This is a genomic window from Paraburkholderia sp. XV (assembly GCF_020177535.1).
Taxonomy (GTDB): Bacteria; Pseudomonadota; Gammaproteobacteria; order Burkholderiales; family Burkholderiaceae; genus Paraburkholderia; species Paraburkholderia caribensis.
Genome location: NZ_JAGUUD010000029.1, coordinates 47,508 through 69,971 on the forward strand (window position 1 = coordinate 47,508; position 22,464 = coordinate 69,971).

At 61.3% G+C, this 22,464-nt stretch carries 21 protein-coding genes and 1 pseudogene; 4 read left to right on the plus strand and 18 right to left on the minus strand.

Annotated elements, in window-relative coordinates; translation table 11 throughout:
- Positions 1 to 38: 38 nt before the first annotated feature.
- Positions 39 to 1,745: a hydantoinase B/oxoprolinase family protein gene (locus KFO72_RS16535; RefSeq protein ID WP_225032597.1), complete on the minus strand. Its 1,707-nt coding sequence runs from the start codon at positions 1,743 to 1,745 to the stop codon at positions 39 to 41.
- Entirely contained in the window at positions 1,742 to 3,892 is a 2,151-nt protein-coding gene (locus KFO72_RS16540) for a hydantoinase/oxoprolinase family protein (protein ID WP_225032598.1), read from the minus strand. Before KFO72_RS16540 ends, KFO72_RS16535 begins: the two co-directional genes overlap by 4 nt.
- An 837-nt stretch (positions 3,893 to 4,729) precedes the next feature.
- Here KFO72_RS16540 and KFO72_RS16545 point away from each other — a divergent pair.
- Both KFO72_RS16545 and KFO72_RS16550 read left to right on the plus strand, forming a co-directional pair.
- Positions 4,730 to 4,909 (plus strand): hypothetical protein, encoded by a 180-nt coding sequence (locus KFO72_RS16545; protein ID WP_225032620.1) that lies wholly within the window; start codon positions 4,730 to 4,732, stop codon positions 4,907 to 4,909.
- 210 nt (positions 4,910 to 5,119) lie between these two features.
- Complete coding sequence (locus KFO72_RS16550; protein ID WP_225032599.1) at positions 5,120 to 6,409, plus strand: MFS transporter; 1,290 nt, start codon at positions 5,120 to 5,122, stop codon at positions 6,407 to 6,409.
- A 124-nt stretch (positions 6,410 to 6,533) separates the two neighbouring features.
- On the opposite strand, the gene KFO72_RS16555 is transcribed toward KFO72_RS16550, so the two are convergent.
- From KFO72_RS16555 to KFO72_RS16595, 9 genes are all read right to left on the minus strand, one after another.
- Entirely contained in the window at positions 6,534 to 7,256 is a 723-nt protein-coding gene (locus tag KFO72_RS16555; RefSeq protein WP_225032600.1) for a GntR family transcriptional regulator, read from the minus strand.
- A gap of 89 nt (positions 7,257 to 7,345) precedes the next feature.
- The gene (locus KFO72_RS16560) at positions 7,346 to 8,119 is read right to left on the minus strand and encodes an Asp/Glu racemase (RefSeq protein ID WP_225032601.1); all 774 of its coding nucleotides are present in this window, start codon (positions 8,117 to 8,119) and stop codon (positions 7,346 to 7,348) included.
- Positions 8,116 to 9,360: a D-amino acid dehydrogenase gene (locus KFO72_RS16565; RefSeq protein WP_225032602.1), complete on the minus strand. Its 1,245-nt coding sequence runs from the start codon at positions 9,358 to 9,360 to the stop codon at positions 8,116 to 8,118. Before KFO72_RS16565 ends, KFO72_RS16560 begins: the two co-directional genes overlap by 4 nt.
- Before the next feature lie 10 nt (positions 9,361 to 9,370).
- Positions 9,371 to 9,718 (minus strand): RidA family protein, encoded by a 348-nt coding sequence (locus KFO72_RS16570; protein WP_225032603.1) that lies wholly within the window; start codon positions 9,716 to 9,718, stop codon positions 9,371 to 9,373.
- Positions 9,719 to 9,755: 37 nt separating this feature from the next.
- Positions 9,756 to 10,478, minus strand: a complete 723-nt coding sequence (locus tag KFO72_RS16575; protein ID WP_225032604.1) for an ABC transporter ATP-binding protein — start codon at positions 10,476 to 10,478, stop codon at positions 9,756 to 9,758.
- Complete coding sequence (locus tag KFO72_RS16580) at positions 10,475 to 11,260, minus strand: ABC transporter ATP-binding protein (RefSeq protein WP_225032616.1); 786 nt, start codon at positions 11,258 to 11,260, stop codon at positions 10,475 to 10,477. Before KFO72_RS16580 ends, KFO72_RS16575 begins: the two co-directional genes overlap by 4 nt.
- Before the next feature lie 8 nt (positions 11,261 to 11,268).
- On the minus strand, positions 11,269 to 12,156 hold the full coding sequence (locus KFO72_RS16585; protein WP_225032605.1) for a branched-chain amino acid ABC transporter permease: 888 nt from the start codon (positions 12,154 to 12,156) through the stop codon (positions 11,269 to 11,271).
- Positions 12,149 to 13,042 (minus strand): branched-chain amino acid ABC transporter permease, encoded by an 894-nt coding sequence (locus tag KFO72_RS16590; protein WP_225032606.1) that lies wholly within the window; start codon positions 13,040 to 13,042, stop codon positions 12,149 to 12,151. The genes KFO72_RS16585 and KFO72_RS16590 overlap by 8 nt, the downstream gene beginning before the upstream one ends.
- Positions 13,043 to 13,088: 46 nt before the next feature.
- The gene (locus tag KFO72_RS16595; protein ID WP_225032617.1) at positions 13,089 to 14,183 is read right to left on the minus strand and encodes an ABC transporter substrate-binding protein; all 1,095 of its coding nucleotides are present in this window, start codon (positions 14,181 to 14,183) and stop codon (positions 13,089 to 13,091) included.
- Positions 14,184 to 14,465: 282 nt separating this feature from the next.
- On the opposite strand from KFO72_RS16595, the gene KFO72_RS16600 reads away from it, so the two are divergent.
- Entirely contained in the window at positions 14,466 to 15,896 is a 1,431-nt protein-coding gene (locus KFO72_RS16600) for an MFS transporter (protein WP_225032607.1), read from the plus strand.
- Between the two features lie 461 nt (positions 15,897 to 16,357).
- Here the strand turns inward: KFO72_RS16600 and KFO72_RS16605 are convergent, their stop codons facing one another.
- From KFO72_RS16605 to KFO72_RS16615, 3 genes are all read right to left on the minus strand, one after another.
- On the minus strand, positions 16,358 to 17,680 hold the full coding sequence (locus KFO72_RS16605) for a type II toxin-antitoxin system HipA family toxin (RefSeq protein ID WP_225032608.1): 1,323 nt from the start codon (positions 17,678 to 17,680) through the stop codon (positions 16,358 to 16,360).
- Positions 17,673 to 17,996, minus strand: coding sequence for a helix-turn-helix domain-containing protein (locus KFO72_RS16610; protein WP_225032618.1), 324 nt, complete (start codon positions 17,994 to 17,996; stop codon positions 17,673 to 17,675). Before KFO72_RS16610 ends, KFO72_RS16605 begins: the two co-directional genes overlap by 8 nt.
- A 757-nt stretch (positions 17,997 to 18,753) precedes the next feature.
- The gene (locus tag KFO72_RS16615) at positions 18,754 to 19,329 is read right to left on the minus strand and encodes a TetR/AcrR family transcriptional regulator (RefSeq protein ID WP_225032609.1); all 576 of its coding nucleotides are present in this window, start codon (positions 19,327 to 19,329) and stop codon (positions 18,754 to 18,756) included.
- A 649-nt stretch (positions 19,330 to 19,978) separates the two neighbouring features.
- Between KFO72_RS16615 and KFO72_RS16620 the strand changes: the two genes are divergently transcribed.
- Entirely contained in the window at positions 19,979 to 20,527 is a 549-nt protein-coding gene (locus KFO72_RS16620) for a DUF2867 domain-containing protein (protein WP_225032619.1), read from the plus strand.
- Here KFO72_RS16620 and KFO72_RS16625 read toward each other — a convergent pair.
- The 4 genes and pseudogenes from KFO72_RS16625 to KFO72_RS16635 all read right to left on the minus strand — a co-directional run bounded on the left by KFO72_RS16625 (position 20,416) and on the right by KFO72_RS16635 (position 22,372).
- Positions 20,416 to 21,045, minus strand: a complete 630-nt coding sequence (locus KFO72_RS16625) for a methyltransferase (RefSeq protein ID WP_225032610.1) — start codon at positions 21,043 to 21,045, stop codon at positions 20,416 to 20,418. The genes KFO72_RS16620 and KFO72_RS16625 overlap by 112 nt on opposite strands.
- Positions 20,933 to 21,334, minus strand: a complete 402-nt coding sequence (locus KFO72_RS16630; protein ID WP_225032611.1) for a hypothetical protein — start codon at positions 21,332 to 21,334, stop codon at positions 20,933 to 20,935. The genes KFO72_RS16625 and KFO72_RS16630 overlap by 113 nt, the downstream gene beginning before the upstream one ends.
- Before the next feature lie 11 nt (positions 21,335 to 21,345).
- Positions 21,346 to 21,438: pseudogene (locus KFO72_RS42565) on the minus strand (3-beta hydroxysteroid dehydrogenase); the annotation flags it as partial.
- A 22-nt stretch (positions 21,439 to 21,460) separates the two neighbouring features.
- Positions 21,461 to 22,372 carry an SDR family oxidoreductase gene (locus tag KFO72_RS16635; RefSeq protein WP_225032612.1) on the minus strand — a complete coding sequence of 304 codons (912 nt, stop codon included), beginning with the start codon at positions 22,370 to 22,372 and terminating at the stop codon, positions 21,461 to 21,463.
- Between the last annotated feature and the right edge of the window lie 92 nt (positions 22,373 to 22,464).

Below are 22,464 nucleotides of genomic sequence, written 5' to 3' on the forward strand. Positions count from 1 at the left end.
CTGCACGCGCGTAGGCGTCACCGCCCGTCCGCAGTGCCTCAGCGCAAACCGTAGGCGTTTGCGGCGAGGTGTTCGCTGACATATCCGAGTCGCACATCTCGCGCGACCTTTTCCCGCTCGCGCTCGTGCGCGGCGCCGATACCCGCGCCGCCTGGCAAGTCCAGACACAGGCGCCGCCCGCGCGGCACGGTTTGCAGTCCCATCGCGGCCATCGGCGTGCCGTCGTCGAGCGTGACCGCGCCGGGCGCGCCGGGACCTCCGCCGTCGCGGCCACGTGCCGCGTGGACGATGCGGTCGTACATGCCGAAGAACTGGAACGGCGCGCCATCCACGCTGGCGATTTCAAGGCGTTGGCCGAGCCCGCCGCGCCAGCGTCCAGGGCCGCCGCTATCGGGCCGCAATTCCTTGCGCCAGATCACGACCGGACACATGGATTCGACGATCTCGCAGGCAATCGCCCGCACGCCGCTCGGAAACGCGGTGCCCGACATGCCGTCGTCGCCGGCGCGGGCGCCCGAACCGCCACTATTGAAAAAGAGCGTCTCGAACGCGCGCGGCTGATCCAGCGCGGCCGCATCCGGTAACGCCTCGCCTGCCGCCATCCACGCCGCCGCGCCGCCGCGGAGTTGCGCGCCCCATACGCACGACGCGCCTTCGGCTGGCACGCGTTCAGGCAGCACGCCCGCCAACGCACCGAATACGACGTCCGGCAGGAACTGCCCGATGATGTGACGCGCGCACACCGGCCACGGACGCTGCACGTTGAGGATCGAACCTTCCGGTGCGTTGATGTCGAGCGGCTCCAGTGAGCCCGCGTTGTTCGGCACCTCCGGCGCGACCGCCGCGCGTACACCGAACGCTGCATACGCGCGCGTATAGTTCAGCACGACGTTGATGCCGCGATGGCTGGTGGGGGAAGTTCCGGCGAAATCGACGCCGACCCGACCGTTGCGCACCTCGAGTGTCGCGACGAGATCGACCGGTGTGTCAAATCCGTCGATCCGCATCGCGTACGGATAACGCCCTTCCGGCAGCTTTGCGATAGCCTGCTGCATTGCTGCGCGCGAACAGTCGATTATCGCGTCGGACACGTGAACCATGTCAGTCTGGCCGAACTCGTCGAGCATCGCCACGAGGCGCGCTGCGCTCGCCTCGTTGGCACTGACATACGAGAGGATGTCGCCTTCTACTTCGTCAGGCGTGCGCACGTTCGCGCGAATGATCTCGATCAGGTCGCTGTTGATGACGCCCGCGCGGGCTAGCGGTAGACGTGGAATGCACAGCCCCTCCTCGAAAACCGAGCGGCCGTCCGGCCCTTGTCCGATCCCGCCGATATCGACCTGATGGCACGTGCACGCGAAAAAGCCGATGACGTGTTCGCCGCGAAATACCGGCGAGACGACTGTCACGTCATGCAAGTGACCCGATGCGAGCCACGGATCGTTGGTGATGAAATGGTCGCCGGGACGCATCGTGTCGACCGGAAACACCTGCACGAAATGGCCGACGGCAGCCGCCATCGAATTGACGTGGCCCGGCGTGCCGGTGACCGCCTGCGCGACCAGACGCGCGCGCGAGTCGAATACGCCGGCGGACAGGTCGCCGGCTTCGCGCACGGTCGGGCTGAACGCGGTGCGCATCAGCAGCCGCGCCTGCTCTTCGACGACAGCGATGAGCCGGTTCCAGATCACTTGCAAACGGATAGGGTCGAGCATGTCCTGCCCGATGTCGCGCGGTGCGTTCATACGCTTTCCTTCACGGTGGCTTGGCGTTCGAGCAACAGATGGCCGGTCGCATCGACGCGTGCGCTGAAATTGGGCGGTACGCTCACTGTCGTCTCGCGATCAACGATAACGGCTGGGCCGCGCACAAACGCGCCCCGCGCGAGGTCGTCGCGACGATAGAAGCGCGAGGCGACACGCTCGCGCAGCGACTGGTCGAGCACGAGGCGTTCAGCGGTGGGAGTGGGTTCGGTTGCGGCTGTGGCGCTCGATGCATCGCGCGTTCGCTTCGCACTTGCGTGACTGGGCAATGCTGTGCGGCGCGGCGCGCTGAGGCGCATGCTCCAGCCGAGCATTTCAATCGGCGCGCGCGGCACAAGCCGCCCGAAGCGAGCCAGATACGCTGCTTCAAACCGTTCGCGCAACAACGCATGTGCACCGGCGTCGAGCCGCGCGGCGCCCAGCGCGACCTGCAATTCATGACCCTGACCGCGATATCGCATCGATACGGTGACTTTGGCGCTGCACATGCGAACTGGCACGACCTTGCCGACGATCGTCGCGGCCTCTGCTTCTAGCGTATCGAGCAGCGCATTGATCGCAGCGACGTCGACCTGTGTGAGCGGCTCGATACGGCTCCGGACAGCGTCGAACGCCACCGGTGCGAGCAGAAAGCCAAACGCGGAACCGACGCCCGCCGCAGTGGGAATCACCACACGACCAATACCCAGTTTGTCCGCTAGCCGCGCCGCATGGAGCGGCGCCGAGCCGCCGAACGCAATCAATGTGCGGCCCGCGACCGACTTGCCGAGTTCGATCGCATGTTCGCGCGCCGCGCAGGCCATGGCCTCGTCGGCGATTTCGCTGACGGCGTAGGCAGCGGCATCCGCGTCGACGTTGAGTGGCCCGGCGATGTCCGCCTCCAGCGCACGGCGCGCGGCATCCTGATCGAGCGCGAGCGTGCCGGCGGCGAACCAGGCGGGATCGAGCCGGCCTGCGAACAGATGCGCATCGGTGAGCGTGGGGCGCTCGCCGCCCTGGCCATAGCATGCAGGGCCAGGCACCGAGCCTGCGCTCACCGGCCCCACCTGCACGCGGCCGAGCGAATCGACGCGCGCAATCGAGCCACCGCCAGCGCCGATCTCGCACAACTCGACCACCGGAATGCGCAGCGGAATGCCACTGCCCGGTTTGAAGCGATAAAGCCGCGCCACTTCGAGTGAGCGCGACATATGCGGGCGGCCGTCGTCGATGAAACACAGCTTCGCCGTGGTGCCGCCGATGTCGAGCGACAACACCTGCGACAGGCCCAGTGTCTCGCTCACCTGCGCGGCCATCAGTGCGCCGCCCGCCGGGCCCGATTCGAGCAGCCGTACGGGTAGACGGCAGGCGGTTTCGACATCGCACAGACTGCCGTCGGACGTCATCAGCAAAAGCGGCGCGCGAATCAACATACTGGCAAGCGCGTCCGCGAGTCTCTCCAGATAGGACTGCATCAATGGACGGACATATGCATTCACGACGGTGGTCGAGAAGCGCTCGAATTCTCGAACTTCCGGCGACACGTCAGACGACAGGCTGATTGACAGCCGGGGCAGCCGCCGCGCGAGCCAGCGCGCTGCCTGCTGCTCGTGGCAGGGGTAGCGATAGCCATGCATGAAGCCGATGGCGATGCTTTCAATCGAGCGAGCGTCGAGCGACTGCGCAATCGCCCCCAGCGCCCTAATATCAAGCGCCTGCAGTTCTTCGCCTTGAGCGCTCATCCGGCCGGCAATCGTGAAACGCAGGTCGCGGTCAATCAGTGGCTCGGGTTGTCGCACGCGCAGATCGTAGTGATCGGCGCGCGCCTCAAAGCCGGTTTCGATGACGTCGCGGAAACCTTCTGTGGTGAGCAGCGCCGTGCGCGCGCCACGCCGCTCGATGACCGCATTCGTGGCAAGCGTCGTGCCGTGAATAATCGCGCCGAGATCGGCAGCGGCGACACCGCTCTCGCGCAGCAAATGGGCGATGCCTTCGAGCACTGCGCGCTCGGGCGCATCGGGCGTGGTGAGGCGTTTATGGGTGGTACGGTGGCCACCGGCTTCGAGCACGAAGTCCGTGAACGTGCCGCCTATGTCGACACCGAGGCGCGGTTTCAGCAATGACGCGCCTGCTTCTGCAGATTGAATCATGACGTTTTTCAGGCAAGTGACGGGCGCGTTTCGATGCGCAACCAGAGCCTGAACGATACCTGGAACAAGTCACGGCGGCGTTGGATATCGGAAGCCTATTGTTCGATACTGGCCGGGAGCGGCGCTCAGATCACGACGCTAGCGTTAGACGTCAATTCCACACTGAACGTGAAGCGGCTCCCATCCATCTCGATGGTGGCCACATGTTGCCTTCAGAGTTTCGATCGCCGGTGACTCGAAAGATGCGCTATTAGTCAACGGCTTGGCCATTCGCCTGATCCTGTTCGCATTCAAATCGGACGAGTCTTAATTGTGGAGAAGGTAGCGATCCAAGGCGTCGGATATTTGGTTTCGAGCCAAAGTTGCGCCGAGTCGCCACGCAACCGCGTCGAACCGCTCGCACTCTTCCGTTTCTGGTTCACTTGGCGATGTCAAACGTGCCGCGCCGTCATGAGCTTGGTGCGGTCAGCCATACTCACCGGGCACGATCCATACGCCTAGCTGCAGGCGACTTCACGGATCGCCCCGTAGCCCGATTGCGGAGCTACTTGGAACAGTTGAAACAGAGCGGCGAGTCGCTTCCCACGTGTTGCGGCAGGCCAAACAAGAGCGTCATCGCCAGGAACGCCGGCGTGGACCGCGACCTCTTTCATCGGAGCATTGAAGCAGCGACGATGCTGGAGACGTTCGTGAACCTGAACCGGCGTAGATAGATTCGATTTTCCGGCACTCCTACGGCGGGCAAAAGCTTGCACCACATGCAATACTCGCAGCGCGGTTCGGTTATTCCGAAATCGCCGCGCCTTACTGGGTGAATATTTCACTTTATGCGGTCGGTTGATTTCAATTTATGGTGAATGGCCACATCGTAAAGTCATTGATTTTATTGAAAACACAATTTCATTTTATGGTGTAGCCCACATGGCAGGTGGTCAGCGATTTCGTGCGCTGACCATCGTCGATGTCTTCACGCGCGAAGCGCTGGCAATCGACGTTGGTCAGCGGCTGGGAGCCTGAGAAGAGTGGCGCGATGGCCAGGTAAAGCAAGCAACAGGCGTCGCGCCATTCCATAGGTAAGACAGGCACGCCGCGCACTTTGCCCGATCTTCAACCCGTAGGGAACTTGCCCACGGCCGTAGCCGGCGAGTCTCCGAGGCTTCCCAACAGCAAAACTACAAACACGGTGAGCCGGTAAGCGATTCCCCGCGATCCGGAAGGGAGACGACAATGACCTCACGCAAGGTCGCTGGTCTCAGATGGTGGATTATTGGTCTCGTTGCTCTGGGCATCGCACTTAATTATCTTTCGCGTAGCTCACTATCCGTGGCCATCCCGGAACTGAACAGGCATTTCAGCATATCGACGCAGCAGTATTCTTACGCCGTGTCTGCTTTCCAGGCGGCTTATATGATCGTCCAGCCGTTGTGCGGTTACGTTCTGGACGCTGTGGGAACCAGGGTCGGCTTCGCCGCATTCGCCGCCGCGTGGGGAGCGGCAAACATGCTTCGTGGGCTGGCATCGGGCTGGATTTCATTGGCGCTTTTTCGGGGACTGCTCGGTGCGACCGAATCGGCAGCGATTCCGGCCGCCGTGAAGGTGGTAGCGGAGTGGTTCCCTGACAAGGAAAGATCTGTGGCTACGGGCTGGTTCAATTCGGGAACCTCCATCGGCGCCATGCTGGCGCCGCCACTGGTGGTCTGGTGCATTGTTCATCACGGCTGGCAGATGGCATTTGTGGTAACCGGTGGCCTCAGCCTGATGTGGGTGGCCATATGGCTTTCAGCGTATGACCAGCCGGAACGTCACCGCTCGATCAGCGTTGCTGAACGGGAGATGATACGGGAAGGTCGCGTAGTCACGCCGACGACAATCAGGCATCGCAAATCCATGCTGGAATCGGGCGTCCTGTGGGCGATCATGATTTCGCGGTTTTTTGCGGCGCCTGCCTGGGCGACATTCAATTTCTGGATTCCGATCTACCTGTCCACGGTCCGGCACATGAGCCTTAAGGATATTGGGATGTTCGCATGGATGCCGTTCCTCGCAGCCGATCTGGGCAGCATCGTCGGAGGCTACCTTTGCCCCTTTTTCAAGAGATGGTTGCGGGTTGAGCTTGTCGCCTCCCGGAAACTCGTCGTTACCATCGGCGCTATATTGATGATAGGTCCCGCATGCGTCGGGTTAGCTTCGAATGGGTATGTCGCGGTGGTTCTTTTCTGTATCGGTGGCTTTGCTCATCAGGCGCTGTCCGGAGCGCTTATCACATTGCCGGTAGATGTCTTCCCGCGCGGCGATGTGACAACTGCGAGCGGACTGGCCGGGACGGCCGCCTGGCTCGGCAGTACGATCTTCTCGCTACTGATCGGAACGCTGGCAGCGAAAGTTGGATATGACCCACTGTTTGCCTGCCTGGTCGTGTTTGACCTGCTTGGCGCCACCGTTCTCTGGTTCATGGCGCCGCGTCAGAGCCACCGACCTGCTCACGCGGATCTGGAAGAGAAAAGCATGACGGATTAACCTATGATGCTTATGCATTCCAAAACCAACGCGGACAGACCCCAACGGGAAACGCTCCATTTAGTCAGGCGCGTATTGCCTATCCAATGACATTGGAGACGGCGCCGGTCCAACGCGTCGAAGTCTAACGGGCAAACAGCCTGATGACCCCTGCCTCCACCACCTTTGTGATCTCCTCCATCCGCCAGGTGATGTGAGTCTCGACCAGCTCCCGGCAACGGGCGCTGTCACGCGCTTCAATCGCATCGAGAATGTCTAGGTGTTCTGCGAACGCGTCGTGCCCGCGCTCCTGCAGATCCACCCAGCGCACAAAATGAATCCGCGCATTGATGCTATACAAGGAGCGGACCATCTCGTTGTTGCCCGACAGCGCAACCAGGCGAACGTGAAACTCCTCATCCTTGGCGACGAGTTCATCCGCCGGCACTTTGCCCTTGATCTTCAGGACGTCCTTCCAGAATTTGCGGAGCGCCTTGATGTCCTTGTCGTCGGCGCGATCGGCAGCCAGCACGATCGCTGCCGCCTCAATACTGCGGCGCAGTTCATAAAGATCGAACACGTCCTGCCGGTCCAGTTGGCGGACATAAAAACCGCGGTTGGGCACAAAGCTCAACAGGTTTTCCGCGACCAGCCGGTTGAGCGCTTCGCGCAAAGGCGTACGGCTCACGTTGAAGCGCTCGGCCAGCTCGAGTTCGTTCACCCGCTCACCTGGACGGATGGTGTACAACACGGCAATCTGCTTTAACTGCTCGTACAGATCGTTGACAGTCAGCCCCGCGCGTTTCGGTGCACTCGTTTCGCGTACGCGCGGGCGGTCCTCGCGAATCAGGGAAGTGTAGCGGGCCATGTCTCCGTCAACCTCGTATCGTCGTCGCACTCAGGCCGCTATCTTACCGCGCCCGCTGGCTGCAAACCGACCCGCCTCCCTTGCCCCGCTTACACGGTGAACAAACGCCCAAACTGAGGCAACGAATCAGCCACGCCTGCGAGGCGCAGCGCATGCCAGGCCATCGCATGATTGCTCGAAGTGACCGGCTTGCCGATCTGCGCCTCGATATCCGCAACCACCGCGGCGAGGCGCAGACTCGTGCACGACACGAACACGGCCTCTACGTCGTCTCTTTTGCCGACTTCCGACACCGCGCGCCGCAGCGACGCTTCGTCAATGCGCGCCACTTCGTTGTCGTTGCCGTGCTCGAATGATCCCATCACGACGACGTCGATGCCACGCGCGGCAAGATACGCCGCCATCGACTCGTTGATCTCGCGCACATACGGCGTCAGCAGCGCAATCCGTTTTACGCCGAGCGTTTCGAAGCCCACCCGTGCGGCGGTGATCGGCGTCGTGCACGGCACGCCCGGCCGCACTTCGCGGATGCGCTCGAACACCGTCTCCTCGCCGATCACCATCGAAGCCGACGTACAACCGAATGCGACCACGTCAATGCGTTCGCCGGGACGGATCAGCGCGACGCCGGTCCCGATTCGCCCCTCCATTTCGGCGAGCGTTTGCGGCGAGATATCTGCCGAGTTGAACACGCGGCTCTCGTAGAATGCCACGCCGTCGATTGCGAGCAGCTTGCGCCACTCATGCTCGATGGTGTGATCCGTTGCGAGCACAATCAGACCGATTGCAGCGCGCCGAGCGATGCCTTCATCCAGCGAGAAGTCCAACCGCATATAACTGTCGAGCGTATCGATTGAGTTCATGGCAGCGTCAGTCCTGTGAGATCGAGTTCCGGTTCACGTCCCTGCATGAGGTCGGTAAGCAGTCGGGCGGTGCCGCACGACATGGTCCAGCCCATATGCCCGTGTCCGGTGTTCAAATAGAAATTTCGATGCGCGGTGCTCCCGATGATCGGCGTGCCTTCGGGCGTCATGGGGCGCAGACCGGCCCAGTACGATGGCCGCTCGTAATTCGCACCGTTGGGAAACAGCTCGTGCGCGGCCTGCAGCATGTGCCGGAAATCTTCCGGCGTGTGCCGCGTGTCGAATCCCGCGAATTCGGCGGTCGCCGTAAAGCGCAACCGGTTGCCGAAGCGGGCCCAGGCGGTCAGGTTGTTCTCGTCTACCCCGCCGACATCCGGCGGCGTGTTGCCCGCTTCGATCGGCAGCGTCACCGAATAGCCCTTTACCGGATACACCGGCAGCCGATAGCCGAGCTGCCGCGCCACGAATGGCGAGAACGAACCGAGTGCAAGCACATAGCGATCCGCGCTCAGACGTCCGCGCGACGTCTCGACGTAATCGACGCGATCGGCACTCGCACTGAGATGCTTGATCGCGGTGTCGAACAGGAAGGTCACACCGAGTTGCATGCAACGTTCGTAAAGCGCTTTGGTGAACAGATGCGCGTCGCCGCTCTCATCGCTCGGGCAATAAATCGCGCCCGCCAGTTTGTCGCCCGACGCAGTCAAGGCCGGTTCGCGTGCGATGGTCGCCTGGCGGTCCAATGTTTCAAGCGGCAAACCGTTCTCGGCGAGAATCGACATATTGGCGACGCCGCGTTCAAACGAAGCCTGATCGCGGTACACATACAGCAGCCCGCGGCTGATCCGGTCGTAGGCCAGGTTTTCCGCGGTGGTCACAGCCTGCAGTTGCGCCTGCGAATATCGACATAACCGCACCTTGCGCGACGTGTTGAGCCGCGACTTTTCCGCCGTGCAGTTCTGCAGGAACTGCCAGCACCAGGCCCACATGCGCCAGTCTGGGTGCCACTTCAGGCGCAACGCCTGCCCCTCGCTATACAGCGACTTCAACATGATTTTCGGTGCGCGCGGCGACGCCCACGTATATGAGTGTCCGGGCGCGACAAGCCCCGCATTCGCAAAGCTGGTTTCGAGCGCGACGCCGGGCTGGCGGTCCACGACCGTCACCTCCTCGCCCGAGCTCGCCAGAAAATACGCCGTCGTCGTGCCGACGATGCCGCCTCCTAGTACGACCGTCTTCATCGATACCTCCCTAGACTGCCGCGATGACCGCGATTTCAACCGTGTATTGCGGGAACGCGAGTTTCGATTCGACGCAGGCACGTGCCGGCGCGTCGTCCTTCGGCACCCATGCGTCCCACACCTCGTTCACCTCGGCGAAGGAACGGTAATCGGCCAGCCAGATATTGGCCGAGAGAATCTTCGTCTTGTCCGAACCCGCCTCTTCGAGCAGACGGTCGATCCTGGAGAGAATCTGCGCCGTCTGGCCTTTGACATCAAGGCTCGTGTCGTCCGCAACCTGACCGGCCATGAAGCCGAGATTGCCGAAGACGACCAGTTGACTCATTCGTGCACCCGCTTGAAAGCGCTTGATCTGCATGTGTGGCTCCGTAGTAAACGTAATGGGCTTCGGGTAATCAGGCGGCAGCGCGACCGCCGAGATAGAGACTGCGCATGTTGTCGCTCGCCAGCAGATCGGACGCGCGTCCTTGCAGCGCGATCTCGCCCATTGCCAGCACGTAGGCGCGATCGGCGATACGCAGTGCTTCGACGGCGTTCTGCTCCACCATCACGACAGCAATGTGTTCACTGTCGCGGGTGCGCACAATGGCGTCGAAGACTTCGCCGACCATCCGCGGCGAGAGTCCTGCGGACGGCTCGTCGAGCAACAGCAGGCGCGGACGCGGCATGAGAGCACGTGCGAGCGACAGCAACTGGCGTTCGCCGCCGGACAGTGCGCCGGCCATCGCCAGATAGCGCTGTTTGAGTACGGGGTAAAGCGCGCAGAGTTGCTCGATCCGGCCATCGCGTTCGCGGGTCGAGAGAAACTGGCCGCCCAGCAGCAGGTTCTCGCGGACGCTCAGTGCACCGAACACGTTGTCGGTTTGCGGCACAAAACCCACGCCATGAGCGCGGACCTTGTGATGCACCGGCACGCGGGTCAGATCCTCACCCGCGATCATCACTCGGCCTTCGCGCGGAATTACAAAACCGGCCATCGACTTCAACAACGTCGACTTGCCGCAGCCGTTGGGGCCGAGAATCGTGACAATCTCGGTTGGGCCGACCGACATCGCGATGCCGCGCAGAATATCGACGTCGCGCGTGTAGCCGGCCGTGATTGATTGAAGTTCGATCACGATGCCTCCGCGAGACGGTGCGTGTTGCGCGAGCCGCCGAGATACGCTTCGAGCACGCGCTCGCTTTGCTCCAGTTCCGACGGCGCGCAATTGGCGATCAGGTTGCCGCGGTCCAGCACGACGCAACGCGTGCACAAATCGCGTATGAAATGCATGTCGTGCTCCACAACGATCAGCGTCACGCCCGCCTGCCGAATCCGTTTCAACTGGGTGACCAGGTCGTTGCGCAAGTTGGGATGAACGCCTGCCGTCGGCTCGTCGAGTAGCAACACACGCGGTTCACTCATCATCGCGCAGGCAATAGCGAGCAGCTTTTTCTGGCCCCCGGAGAGTGAGGCGGCAGAGAGATTGGCGACTTTGGTCAATAACAGATCGTCGAGTAAGACCCTGGCCCGCTCCCGCGTGCGGGCTTCGAGCTCGCGCACCGGTCGCAAGCGCAGCAAGGCGGCGAGCGGGCCATGCTGCGCGATTGAGGCGGCCATGGCCACCTCGAGCGCCGTCATGCGGGCCGGCATCGCCGGCAGCTGGAACGTGCGGCGCACACCCAGCCGTGCGATGGCGCTGGCGCCGAGCCGGTCGACGCGTGCACGGTCGACGAGAATTTCGCCGCCATCGCAAGACGTAAAACCCGTGATCGCATTGAGCAAGGTGCTTTTGCCCGAGCCGTTCGGTCCCAGCAAGCCGACAATCTCGCCCGCCTGCACCTGAACACTCATGCCGCTCAAGACCTGATTGCCGCCGAACGCTTTCGAGACGTTTCTCACTTCGAGAAGGGGGGGTATGAGCCGGTTCATTGCGCCACTCCGAGACGTTCCGGCAGCAGCCCGCGCGGACGCCAGATCAGGCATGCCAGCAACAACACGCCGGCGATGCCAAGCCGCACCGCACCCGCCATATCGCTGCCGATCCCCAATGCGTCTTTCAGGAAAGGCACCGACGAGTACACCGCCTGCACGACGAAAGCGCCGCAGATTACGCCCAGCCCGTTGCCGAGTCCGCCGATCATCACCATCGTCCAGATCAGAAAGGTCTCGGAGGCCAGCATCGAATCCGGACCGACGAAACTCGTGTACCAGGTCAGCAATGCGCCCGCCAGCGCCGCCGGAACCGCAGCGGCGACCGACGCTTGCGTCTTTAGCGCAATCAGGTCGTAGCCGAACGCGGTGGCGAGCGCGGGCTCTTCGCGCATCAGCTTCAACGCACGGCCGAATCGTGCGCCGGCCAGTCGGCGCGACGCGCAGTAACACAGCAGCAGGCACACCGCGACCAGCGCCAGAAACGCCCACTCGCCCTGCGCACCGCCTGGCGTCGGAAATAGTGCGGCGATGCCGCCAATGCCTTGCGCGCCGCCGGTCAGCCAGCCTTCGTTGAGCGCGATGGTGCGGAGAATTTCGGCCAGTGCGAGCGTTGCGATACCCCAATAGTCCGACGACAGATTGCGCCCGAGCCTCGCGATCACCACGGCCAGCACGCACGCCGAAGCGACCGCCGCCACGAGTCCGACGCCTTGCGGCAATCCGGCGTTCGACACGATACCGGCGGCGTACGCCCCCAGCCCGGCGAACGCGACAAAGCCGAAATTGACGAGGCCCGCGTATCCGGCCTGCAGATTCAGACCTAACGCCATCAGGGCATAGATGCCGGCAATCGTCACGAAATGAACGATGAAACTAGACACGACGCACCTCTCTGTCGAAGAGTCCGTACGGGCGCACCAACAGCGCGACAAGCAGCACTGCGAACGAAGCGGCACTGATATACGTCACCGGCAGAAACACCAACTCGCGTCCGAACAGGAAACCGAAATCAGTGTTGGTGACGAGCGTTTCGGCCAGTGCGATCAGCAACGCGCCAGCGGCCGCACCGAGTGGATTGCCGAGTCCACCGAGAATCGCCGCGGCAAAAACCGGCAGCAACAGACCATTGCCGAGATTCAGATGGACCTCTTCGGTGAGTCCCAGCATCGTGCCGCCGAGCGCGGCGAGCGCGCCGCTCGCAAACGTCACGATGGCCGTGACGCGATTCACATCGATACCGGTTGCGAGCGCGAGGGGCCGGTTCGACGCCAGAGCGCGCATTGAGCGGCCCAGGTTGGTGCGAAACAGCAACGCACTGAAGAGCGCTAGCACTGCGACGCCACAGCCAATCGACGCGAGTTGCGCGCTGGCCAGCGGCACCCCGGCGATCATCAACGGCGCGCTGACCTCGAATGCATAGTGCAGGGGGCTGGAACCGGCACAGGCCAGCACGACCGCCACGATGATCATCGACACCGCGAGCGAGCCGATCATTGCGTTGGCGCTGCCCCGCTGCAACAAGCGGGCGAAGACGAACTGGTTCAACAGCACCGCGAACGTGCCGAGCACCAGACACGATACGCCTAGCGCCACCGCGAACGGCATGCCGGCGCGCTGACAGCCGAGCGTGATGAACGCGCCGAGCATCGCATATTGCACGTGGGCGATGTTCGGGAAGCGCACGAGGGAATACAGCGTCGATAGGCCCACCGACACCAGCAACAGGTCGGCCGAGCGAAGCAGAACGTCGATCAGGAATTGCAGCATGTTCAGCCCCTTGTACGAGCGTGATGAAGGTGTCTTGAAGGCGTCTTCAGCGCGCCACGACGGTCTTGTCGTACTTCACCTTCTCGTAGGGTTGCTGTTCACGCTGGCCGACTGCGTCGAATGCAATGGCGCCCGTGGCACCGCTCCAGGATTTGCCGACATCGGCCATCGCGGCCTTCACTTTTGCCGGATCCAGCGATTGCGCCTTGTTGATCGCCGCGGCCGACAGCATCGTCGCGTCATACGCATAGCTGCCAAACGACGATTTCACAGACTGCTTATAGGCCTTTTCGTAAGCGTCCTCGTAGAACTTGCCGTTATTGCCGACCGACGCGACCTCGATACCCAATTGTCCCTGCGCGATCTGTGCAGGCGTGTCGCTCGTACACATCGTCAGATAAATGCCATACCACGGCTTCTTGCTCAGGCCGAGTTCGTAGGCCTCGCGATTGATCGTCGCCGCTTCCTGGCCGTAGGCGCTATAGACGAAACCGTCGGGTGCGGCGCGGCTCATCTGCTGCAGTTCCCGGCGATACGTCGACTGCCCTTCCGTGTAAAGAACCTCCGACACAATCATTCCACCGAGAGTGGCAAAGCGCTTCTTGAACTCGGTGGCGATGCCCTGCCCGTATGAATTGTTCGGCACGATCAACGCAACCTTGCGCATCTTCAGGTCGTACATGTCCTGCGCAGCGAAACGTGCCGACAGGTCGTCGAGGCCGATCACGCTAAACGAGCCTGCCCCCACCTTGCGCACGGCAGGACTCGACGAACCAATGTTCACGTGCACACCACCCTGCTTCACGACGAACTGGCCCATCGGAATCGTGATTCCCGATGAGAACTCGCCAAGCACAACCGGCACCTTGTCGACGCTCACAAGCTTGCGCGCTGCGTCGAGCGCGGTATTCGCCGTGCCGCCGGAATCTTCGATGCGCACGTCAAGCTTCTGCCCCATCACGCCGCCCTGCGCGTTGATCCTCTCGACCGCCAGTTCGATTCCGCGGCGCTGATCTTCGCCAATCGATGCACTCGAACCAGTCAACGGCAACACCGCGCCGATGCTGACTTCTGCCTGCGCGTGAACTGCACCTGCGAGTGCTACCAATGCGACTGCGGACCGCCATTGATTCAGCTTCATCATCGACCTCGATCGAAGGGGTTGAGGGAAATGGAACGCTTGTCTGCGCACATAAGTGTGCACACTAATGCGTAAAAAAATAAGTTGCAACGCAATACCCGGGCTGATCGATCGATATAAATATCTATAAATATCAATCGCTTACGCAAAATATCAAAGGCTGACAACGACATTGCACCGCAAAAAATTATTTATTTTTCGCTCGCCGACGCTGCGGCGATCGACTACTTTATGGCTCACCGAACCCGGCGATCATCGAACTCGCCGCACAGGGCAACACCTATGGATCCGTCTCAGACCATTCTCAGCAACCGCCCGCCAGAGCCTGCTGCAGCGCCGTTCGTTAGCGACGCGCAGACGGCCGCCGGCACACCGGTAAGCGAACGCGGCGGCGCCATGACGCTCGTCGCGGTAGCCGCCGGTTTCGTCATGGCGATGCTCGACGTCACGATCGTGAACGTCGCGCTGAAACCGATGCAGATCAGCCTGTCGATGTCGTTCACCGCGCTGGTGTGGGTCGTCGACGCTTACACGCTGAGCTTCGCCGCGTTACTGCTGCTCGGCGGCGCTTTCGCCAACCGGATCGGCGCCAAGGCCGTCTATCAAAGTGGTCTTGCCACATTCGTGGTCGCTTCGCTGCTCTGCGGCTTCGCGATCACACCCGCCATGCTCCTCTGCGCGCGTCTGCTGCAAGGCGTCGGTGCGGCGCTCTTCATGCCGAGTTCGTTGAGCCTGCTGACCGAAGCTTTTCCTGCGGGAGCGCGTCGCCGCAAAATGATCGGCATCTGGGGCGCGCTCGTCTCCACAGCGATGGCACTCGGTCCGCTGTGCGGCGGCGTGCTGATCGCGCGGTTCGGCTGGCGCTGCATTTTCTGGGTCAACCTGCCGATTGGCATCGTGGGCCTGTGGCTCACCGGCCGCTACGTCGCGCCTTCGCCGCGCTTGCTGGCACCGCTGAACTTGCCGGGACATTGCTGCGGCGCGATCGCGCTCGCGTCCTTGAGCTATGCGCTAATCGAGGCGCCGGCCTCAGGTTGGGAAGCACCGGCGATTTTCGGTAGCGCCATGGCCGCCGTCGTGGCGGCTCTCGCCTTCGTCTTGCTCGAACGGAACGGTCAGCACAGGATCTTTCCGCACGCCTTGATCGAAAGCCCCGCCTTCATGGGTGGCACGACGATTGGCCTGCTCATCAACTTTGCGGTGATCGGCGCGCTGTTTTTGTTGAGCCTGTATCTGCAGCATCAACGCGGTCTGCTGCCTCTGGAAGTCGGACTGCAACTGTCGCCGCTCATGCTGCTGTTTGCGATCGGCAATCTCTTGTCTGCGCGGGTGAGCCACATGTTCGGCGCGCGACATGGATTGCTCGGCGGCGTAGTGCTTGCAGCACTCGCGTCGCTGGCGCTTGTGCTGATCGGGGCGATGCCGTATTGGATGATCGTGTGCTGCGTCGGTCTGGCCAACCTCGGCGCGGGTGAAGCGATTCCTGCGATGAACCTCGCAGTGATGCAGAGTGCAGGATCGTCCCATTCGAACACCGCGGCAGCCACGCTCAATGCAAGTCGACAGATCGGATCGCTGCTGGGTGTGGCCGCTGTGTCGATCGTGCTGCAGGCGGCGGGCTCGCTTGTGATGGGCTATGCTGTCAGCTTCGGCGTGATTGCTGCAGCGTTTTTCGGCGCCGCAGCGGTGGCCGTATCAGCGTTTCGTGATTGAGAAGTGAGGCCTCTCGCACCGAAGCAGCGGTCTCCGATGCGCAATCTTACGAATCCAGCCAGCTATCGTAGCGCTGGACCCACTCAAGCTCATACACAGCAGCCTACGGCACAACATAAACCAGTCATCGGCGGTTTTTCGGATTGAACGCGCAGCCCCGATGCATGACGCCACGATAATCGGAGTCGGTTGACGACCGCTGAAGTCGTGTAGGTTTCGGCTTTCCGGACGATCTTGTGGTCACTGAGGCAACGTCGACTTCCTGTCGCTCCTCGGTTCGCTCGAGGGTACCAATCGGATAGCACTGTGACCGCTTGCAACAGGTGCTCCCTATATCAAACGTCGTCAGGCCCACAGTGTGTAACCTCTGTCGTTTGGGCGTATCTTTACAGAAGACGGAGCGTCTGTTCACCGGTTTCTGCCGGACCGCAAGCGCGGTACGCCACTTACAGAGGATGCCTTTATGGTCGTACCACTGCGCGCCGGCGCTTATGATTGAACATCTCAGGATCCACCGACATGTCACCGGTCGCGATTGCTTCGGCAAGCCTGAACGCAGGGCGCAACTGCTCGAGATCGTCTTCCCCAAGATTGCACTCGTCGTGAAACAAGGCACGCCATGAGGTGTGAACCGTATTCGCCATGTCGCGAAGCGTCTCCCACGCCTGCGCGTGATCATAAGCAAAAACCGGCGCGTCCAAAACCAGATTCTCCGGGGAGGCAACACGGCTGTGCCTGCTTACCATCATGGCCTGGACTAGCGGTGTCTGAGGAATGGCAACGATATCGTACGCTGGCGACAGCACCCACCTGCCATTCCGATAGAGCAATCCATGATTTCGCGGGTGATCGTCATAGTTGCCCACCAGGGCATTGAACGCCATTCTGCGCCACAGTTCCTGTTGCTGATCGTCAGCCCCTTGATGTCGATGATCAGCGGACCATCGCCGTAACTCATGAGCAAGCTTGGGATAAGAACGGTCCGGACTCTCTCGCGTAGTATCGCTATCCAGGCGCAACACCGTCGCGGCGCTTGCAAAGAACGTGCGCGCGACACAGCCGTGGATGACCTCACGATCAAAACGCTTGACCAATACGACTTCATGCGCGCCAACGCGCTCAAACTTCACCTCTGCAACATTGACTTTGCAGCGCTGCGCGAGCTTCATCGCAACGTACTCTCGTGCCGGTAAAAGCCGTGCGCCGTTGCGGGGCTGCAATTTCGCGATCCACCACTCAGTCTTACCATCGATCTCGCGCGAGACCGTTAGCTTCGGCTTTTCGCCGCCGAGGCTGGTGCCATCGTCGTCGCCCGTCAACTGCCGCACGAGACCGGTGATTGACTCACCGATATCCGTCCTGGCCAGTCGGCTCCTGAGTTCATCCTCGGACGGCGGGACGAAGGAAATTTTCTTTCCGATCTCGTCGGGGCGGCACACTTCGATCGCCCCCACGCCATCTCCGGTGGCGAGATCCATTCGCTCTATCTCGTTGAGCGTCCTGTTACCGTGCTTCGCGTTCAACAGGTCAAGGCCAAAGCCCTCCGGCGCCGCGTCCCGTAATACCCCGAAGACGCCATTCATCGCGCTGGTGGTTGCAGGTTTTTTCGACCTCGTGAACGGCAAATTTATGGGATCAATCGGAATGGCCTCATCCTTTCGCCCGAGATAGTCGGCAGAGTAGGCGAATTTCCCGAAGCCGGGCTCCCAGGAAAACGTCCCGCACTCAACTGGCGACACTGAGCCGGGGAGCCACACCCAAACCGGACGTACCTGCTCACCCATGGGCACGTCTCCCACCGCGCTTGAAGCGGTTGATTGCCGCCCGTTTTATGTCCGGGACTTCGTCGGGGCGCAGAGCGTCGCGAAGTCCCCCCAGAAGATCCAACACCCATAGCGCAGTGAGCACCTGGCCAAATCCAACGGAAGGTCTCCCTTTCTCAATGTTGACTACCGTATTGACACTTGTCCCCATTTTCGAAGCGAGGTCAGACTGGGTCCATTCCCTCGCCCGCCGAGCAAGGGCCACAGTCTCGCCGAGAGAGCTGACGACCTCTTCCGCCTCGAAAGGTAGGAGGTCAGCGTGCAGCGCTTTTTTCACAATAAACTCAAAGAAAATTGGTTCAAATTTGAGTTTATACAAAATTGGCAAAATTCCAAAGGACTTCCCGAATCTTTCTGAACGGGCGCGCCATTCCCATTGCTTACTTCGTACTCTCGGCCACCCTCCTCCCCGCGCCGCCTTTTAAACGCTGCTACCGGCGTCCTCAAACACCCATAAATTCGACGAGGAAGCACACAGGTAGCTCGGAGGCAGGCAGCGTGCGTTCATATTTGGGGACGCACCATGGCGACGATGGCGAAATGGAAGTCAATGGAGGCGATTACTTAGCGAGCAGGCGCGACTGCATCGAAACAACCAGGCTTGCAGGACTCGTAGATTCCCGCCGCTGCCACAGCCTGCTTGGGCAGGAGGTCCGAGGGCAGCCCCTTTTGGGCAGAAGGACAGAATGCTGGTGAACATGCTTGGTCATCCCCATGTTTGCGGGCGGGATATAGTCAGCGACCACACCTGAATGAACGCACCTCGATACGATGCAACTTGGTCGGTAAGCCACACTCGCCGAGGCACCACCAACACCCGATCGTCCGTGGACATGCGTATTATGGATGAGCGTTTAACACCCGTGCGTTCGCCCGCCACGCGATCGAGCCAGTCATCGCAGTTGCGCTCTTTGCCGACACGCAGGCGGGCGGCCTTTATCGGTGAGCTACAGGATCATTGTCAGCGCCGCCACGATCGCGTGGGGGCGCTTCTCGGACGTTTTCCAGTTCACGTTCAACCGCCCCTCGCATTCCTAGGTGGGCAAAAGACCTGCTTTACGATAGCTGTTGATCATGGCGTCATAGAGGGAAAGATCGGCACGGCTCCTGGCAATAAGCTGAGCGCCGGCAATCGAGGCAAAGATGGCCCGCGCCCGGGGCTTGCTCTCGCGGGCACCGACCAAACCCGCCGCGGAAAGTAGCTTGCTCAGCCACGCCACATTCACGTCGGCGAAAGTCCGGACTTCCTTCATCACGACTTCCGGAAGGTCGTCAGTTTCAGCAGCCATAAAACTACAAAGACATATACGGTTGCCGCTCTCCAACGCTTTTCGGAAAGTATCGGGATAGTGACGCAGACAGTGCAATGGATCCCCAGACTTTGCCAGCATCTCATCCAGCGCTGCCGAAGAATCTTGCCAGTATCGCCTCGCGACAGCCGCACCGAGATCCGCCTTGCTCCCGAAATGATGGTAGATGCTCGCGGCCTTGATACCTACCGCTTCGGCAAGGTCGCGATAGTTCAGCCCGTTATAGCCGTGCGTCTGGGCGAGGCTCGTAGCAGCAGTAAGGATTTTCTCTTTCGAGTTCGGGCTCGCCTCGTTCTTCACGACCTTCGCCTCCATACAGGAAAGTGGCATATTGACCAAGACATTATAGCTTAACCGACCTAGGCTAGCGAACGTTAGGTATATTCATGCGTCGCGCGTTTTCCATCGCCTGCGTGTTTGACCGCATCCGGTGCGCTCAAGGAATCACCATCGCAAACATTCCCGATTATTCACGCACTGGATCACTGAGCATTCAGCGCCTCTGTCGCCGTAGAATCGGCAACATGATTGGGCTACGCATCGGCGCCATTGTCCGATACCACATTAGGCAAACTGGTTTCATCTGCTTGCGACACGGCCAGGCCGAGCTCAATTTTCGGAGTCGTGGCGTTTTGGGGGGCAGTCGGAAGCAGAGAAGGCAGACGGTTGGCAATCTCTCGGGGAGACTGCCTGATCACGCCGAGTATCGCCGCCGGCGAGCGATTGGTCAGGTCCGAGGGGGGCCTCAGAGAGGCATTCAGCTGAATGCCAGCCTTAGTGTGCCGCAACCGCAAAGGAACGTCCAAGTATATATTCGAGCACCCGCAGAGACTATGTGGCGGTATCTCGCCGAATGGATCGTATGGGCCCGGCCCAATACCAGTCAATAACCGTCATGCGTAAAGACCCGAAGATCGAACAGGCCCGCTTGCCTGCGGGTATCCAACGGATGCCCTCCTACGATCAAGCAGATTTTGCCGACGCATTTTCGGTCGATCTGCCGGAGGCCGCGTTCCACGACGCGGAATTTATCGCCCGGCGGATCCTCGACCATCAGCCAGAATGGATTACGGCGCTGCTGAGGTTGCGCGACCTGCTGGTACGGCCACTTGGTCTAAAGCGCGCCGGGGACCTCTGGGCCGCAAGCGGCGACAGGATAAACATTTTCCGTGTATTCGGTCGATATTCGAATGAGATCGTGCTCGGGGAGGACGACAGGCATCTGAATTTCCGCGTGTCGGTACTCGTGCAGCCACCATCCGATGAACATCCCCGCCGGGTAGTCGTGACAATGCTCGTTTTCTACAACTGCCTGCTCGGCCGCGTCTATATCGCGTTCATCGCGCCGTTCCATCGCATGGTCGTGCGAGGCTCGCTTCGTCAAGCTCAGAAGATCGGATGGTCCGCCTTGAGCGGATGCGGACATCGGTGTTGCGACGAGGCGTCGTCGCCTATTTGTAGTCGTCGGGCACCCCAGTGGTGGGCGGGCCTGAAATAGAGCGCGACGACCCCGCGGCGACTTCCTCGACGAACGGCGGCGGCCATGCGCCCCCGGAACAGGAACGTATTGGAAACGACGACAGTGCCCGGCTTCAACTTCCGATCGAGCAGATTGCTCAGTCCCGGCATGACGGACGGCATCAGATAGCCAACGATCGCGTGGGCGCTGCGACGATTACTGCGATGGAAGTTGCCCCATCTGAGCGTAACGTTCGGCAATCCAGAGACTCTCAGGCGCGATATCAAATACGGAAACAGCGATATCTCGATCCCTTCGATCGTCGCTTCGGGAAATGCGCGTGCGACTGCAACCACCAGCGCGCCCCACCCGCTTCCCAGATCGATGATCACGGCAGACCGGGCAAGATTCGCGTGCTTGAGCAGCGCAATGACGTCGGAGGCCTCAACGCGCCTCGACGAACGTGTCGGCACGCCTGTGAGCGCCGTGAAAATCACGAGAGAGAGGCCCGCGAGCACCGTCAGGGCGACGGCCGCATACGACAGCAGCGTCATCATCAACGCGAAATGCGCGGCAGCAGCAGGTACGACGCATGATCCCCACCGGTCGCGACCGTGTTCGTTCCGCCATACAACGTGGCGTTTCGGTTCGGATGAGCGGCGAAAAAGAGCCTGAGTTATGGGCATCGGGAAGCGCGTAATCGTCAGCCTGCACAATGTTCGCATCCGATCCGTATCCGAAATCCCTGCCCTGGATCGTCAACGCAAGTCGATAGCCCTTTGGAATGACGATGCTCGTCGGCCCGGTAAATTCGACGTCGACGGGATAGAGCTGCCCGGGCGTCATCGGCTCAGAAGCGAGATGCCTGTCACGCGTGGGCCCGCCGCGACGAGTTCGCGAACGACGGCGGAACCGATGAAGCCCGTCGCGCAAATGATGAAGATCCGCATGGCTGTCTCTTTCGGTCTCGCTTCAATGGGACGGGCCAGCCGGCTTCATTTCGAAGTAACCGGGATCAGCAAGATCCGCGAGGAGACCCCGGTGCCGCGGCGTCCAGCCGAGGATCGCCTGCGTGTGACGGCTTTCCGCAGGGGCGTCGATCGCCACGAAGGGGGCAAACCATCCGAAATGCGCGACGGCTTCTTCCTCAGAAAGAGAAACCAGCGGCAGACCAAGGCTATCGCTTATCGCCGCGGCGATATCCCTGAGCGCCACGCCCATTTCGCCGATTGCATGGAACGGCCCCGCTGTCACATTCTCGAGAGCGAGACGGTAGACGCGGGACGCATCGAGCCGATGAACGGCCGGCCAGCGGTTGAGCCCATCGCCCACATAGGCCGACACGCCCTTCTCGCGCGCAATGGCCGCGAGACGCGGCACAAAACCGTGGTCGCCCAGACCATGAACCGATGGCGCAAGGCGTATTGTGGTGGCGCGTACGCCCCGCTCGCTCAACTCCCTCACGGCCGCCTCCGACGCCCGGGGGAATCGCTCTGAAACCGGTGGCGCGACGTCTTGCTCCGTCGCGATCCGGCCCGTGGCCAACAAGACCACGCCGGAGGTAACGAGGAACGGGCGGTCCGATCCTTCGAGCGCCGCACCGATCGCTTCGATCGCCCGCCGTTCTACGGCGCTGTTCTCGGCAAAGCGGGACCAGTCGTGATTGAACGCGGTATGTATCACTGCATCGGCTTCGGAAGCGCCTTCTTGCAGGCGCCTGGTATCTTCGAGCGACCCCACGAGCGTCCGCACGCCGCCCGTATCCAGATCGGCGGCCCGCTCTACTGACCGGACCAGGCCCGTGACCTGATGCCCTGCCCCGAGCAATTCACTCACAACCGCGGAGCCAACCCAGCCGGTCGCCCCGGTCACGAATATTTTCATCGCACCTCTCCTGTTCAGTTATGGGTACAGCATAGGACGTTGAACCGGAACGATCCATGCCTTAGAGTTCGTTTCTGGTATTCAATCGTTCG

Excerpts from the sequence above, each read along its gene's own strand:
- KFO72_RS16590 (WP_225032606.1), bottom strand. The coding sequence starts at position 13,042 with ATGCTGCAATTCCTGATCGACGTTCTGCTTCGCTCGGCCGACCTGTTG.
- KFO72_RS16560 (WP_225032601.1), bottom strand. The coding sequence starts at position 8,119 with ATGAACTCAATCGATACGCTCGACAGTTATATGCGGTTGGACTTCTCG.
- KFO72_RS16605 (WP_225032608.1), bottom strand. The coding sequence starts at position 17,680 with ATGGGTGAGCAGGTACGTCCGGTTTGGGTGTGGCTCCCCGGCTCAGTG.
- KFO72_RS16620 (WP_225032619.1), top strand. The coding sequence starts at position 19,979 with ATGCCCTCCTACGATCAAGCAGATTTTGCCGACGCATTTTCGGTCGAT.
- KFO72_RS16555 (WP_225032600.1), bottom strand. The coding sequence starts at position 7,256 with ATGGCCCGCTACACTTCCCTGATTCGCGAGGACCGCCCGCGCGTACGC.
- KFO72_RS16535 (WP_225032597.1), bottom strand. The coding sequence starts at position 1,745 with ATGAACGCACCGCGCGACATCGGGCAGGACATGCTCGACCCTATCCGT.
- KFO72_RS16600 (WP_225032607.1), top strand. The coding sequence starts at position 14,466 with ATGGATCCGTCTCAGACCATTCTCAGCAACCGCCCGCCAGAGCCTGCT.
- KFO72_RS16630 (WP_225032611.1), bottom strand. The coding sequence starts at position 21,334 with ATGACGCCCGGGCAGCTCTATCCCGTCGACGTCGAATTTACCGGGCCG.
- KFO72_RS16540 (WP_225032598.1), bottom strand. The coding sequence starts at position 3,892 with ATGATTCAATCTGCAGAAGCAGGCGCGTCATTGCTGAAACCGCGCCTC.
- KFO72_RS16595 (WP_225032617.1), bottom strand. The coding sequence starts at position 14,183 with ATGAAGCTGAATCAATGGCGGTCCGCAGTCGCATTGGTAGCACTCGCA.
- KFO72_RS16565 (WP_225032602.1), bottom strand. The coding sequence starts at position 9,360 with ATGAAGACGGTCGTACTAGGAGGCGGCATCGTCGGCACGACGACGGCG.
- KFO72_RS16570 (WP_225032603.1), bottom strand. The coding sequence starts at position 9,718 with ATGCAGATCAAGCGCTTTCAAGCGGGTGCACGAATGAGTCAACTGGTC.
- KFO72_RS16550 (WP_225032599.1), top strand. The coding sequence starts at position 5,120 with ATGACCTCACGCAAGGTCGCTGGTCTCAGATGGTGGATTATTGGTCTC.
- KFO72_RS16625 (WP_225032610.1), bottom strand. The coding sequence starts at position 21,045 with ATGATGACGCTGCTGTCGTATGCGGCCGTCGCCCTGACGGTGCTCGCG.
- KFO72_RS16635 (WP_225032612.1), bottom strand. The coding sequence starts at position 22,372 with ATGAAAATATTCGTGACCGGGGCGACCGGCTGGGTTGGCTCCGCGGTT.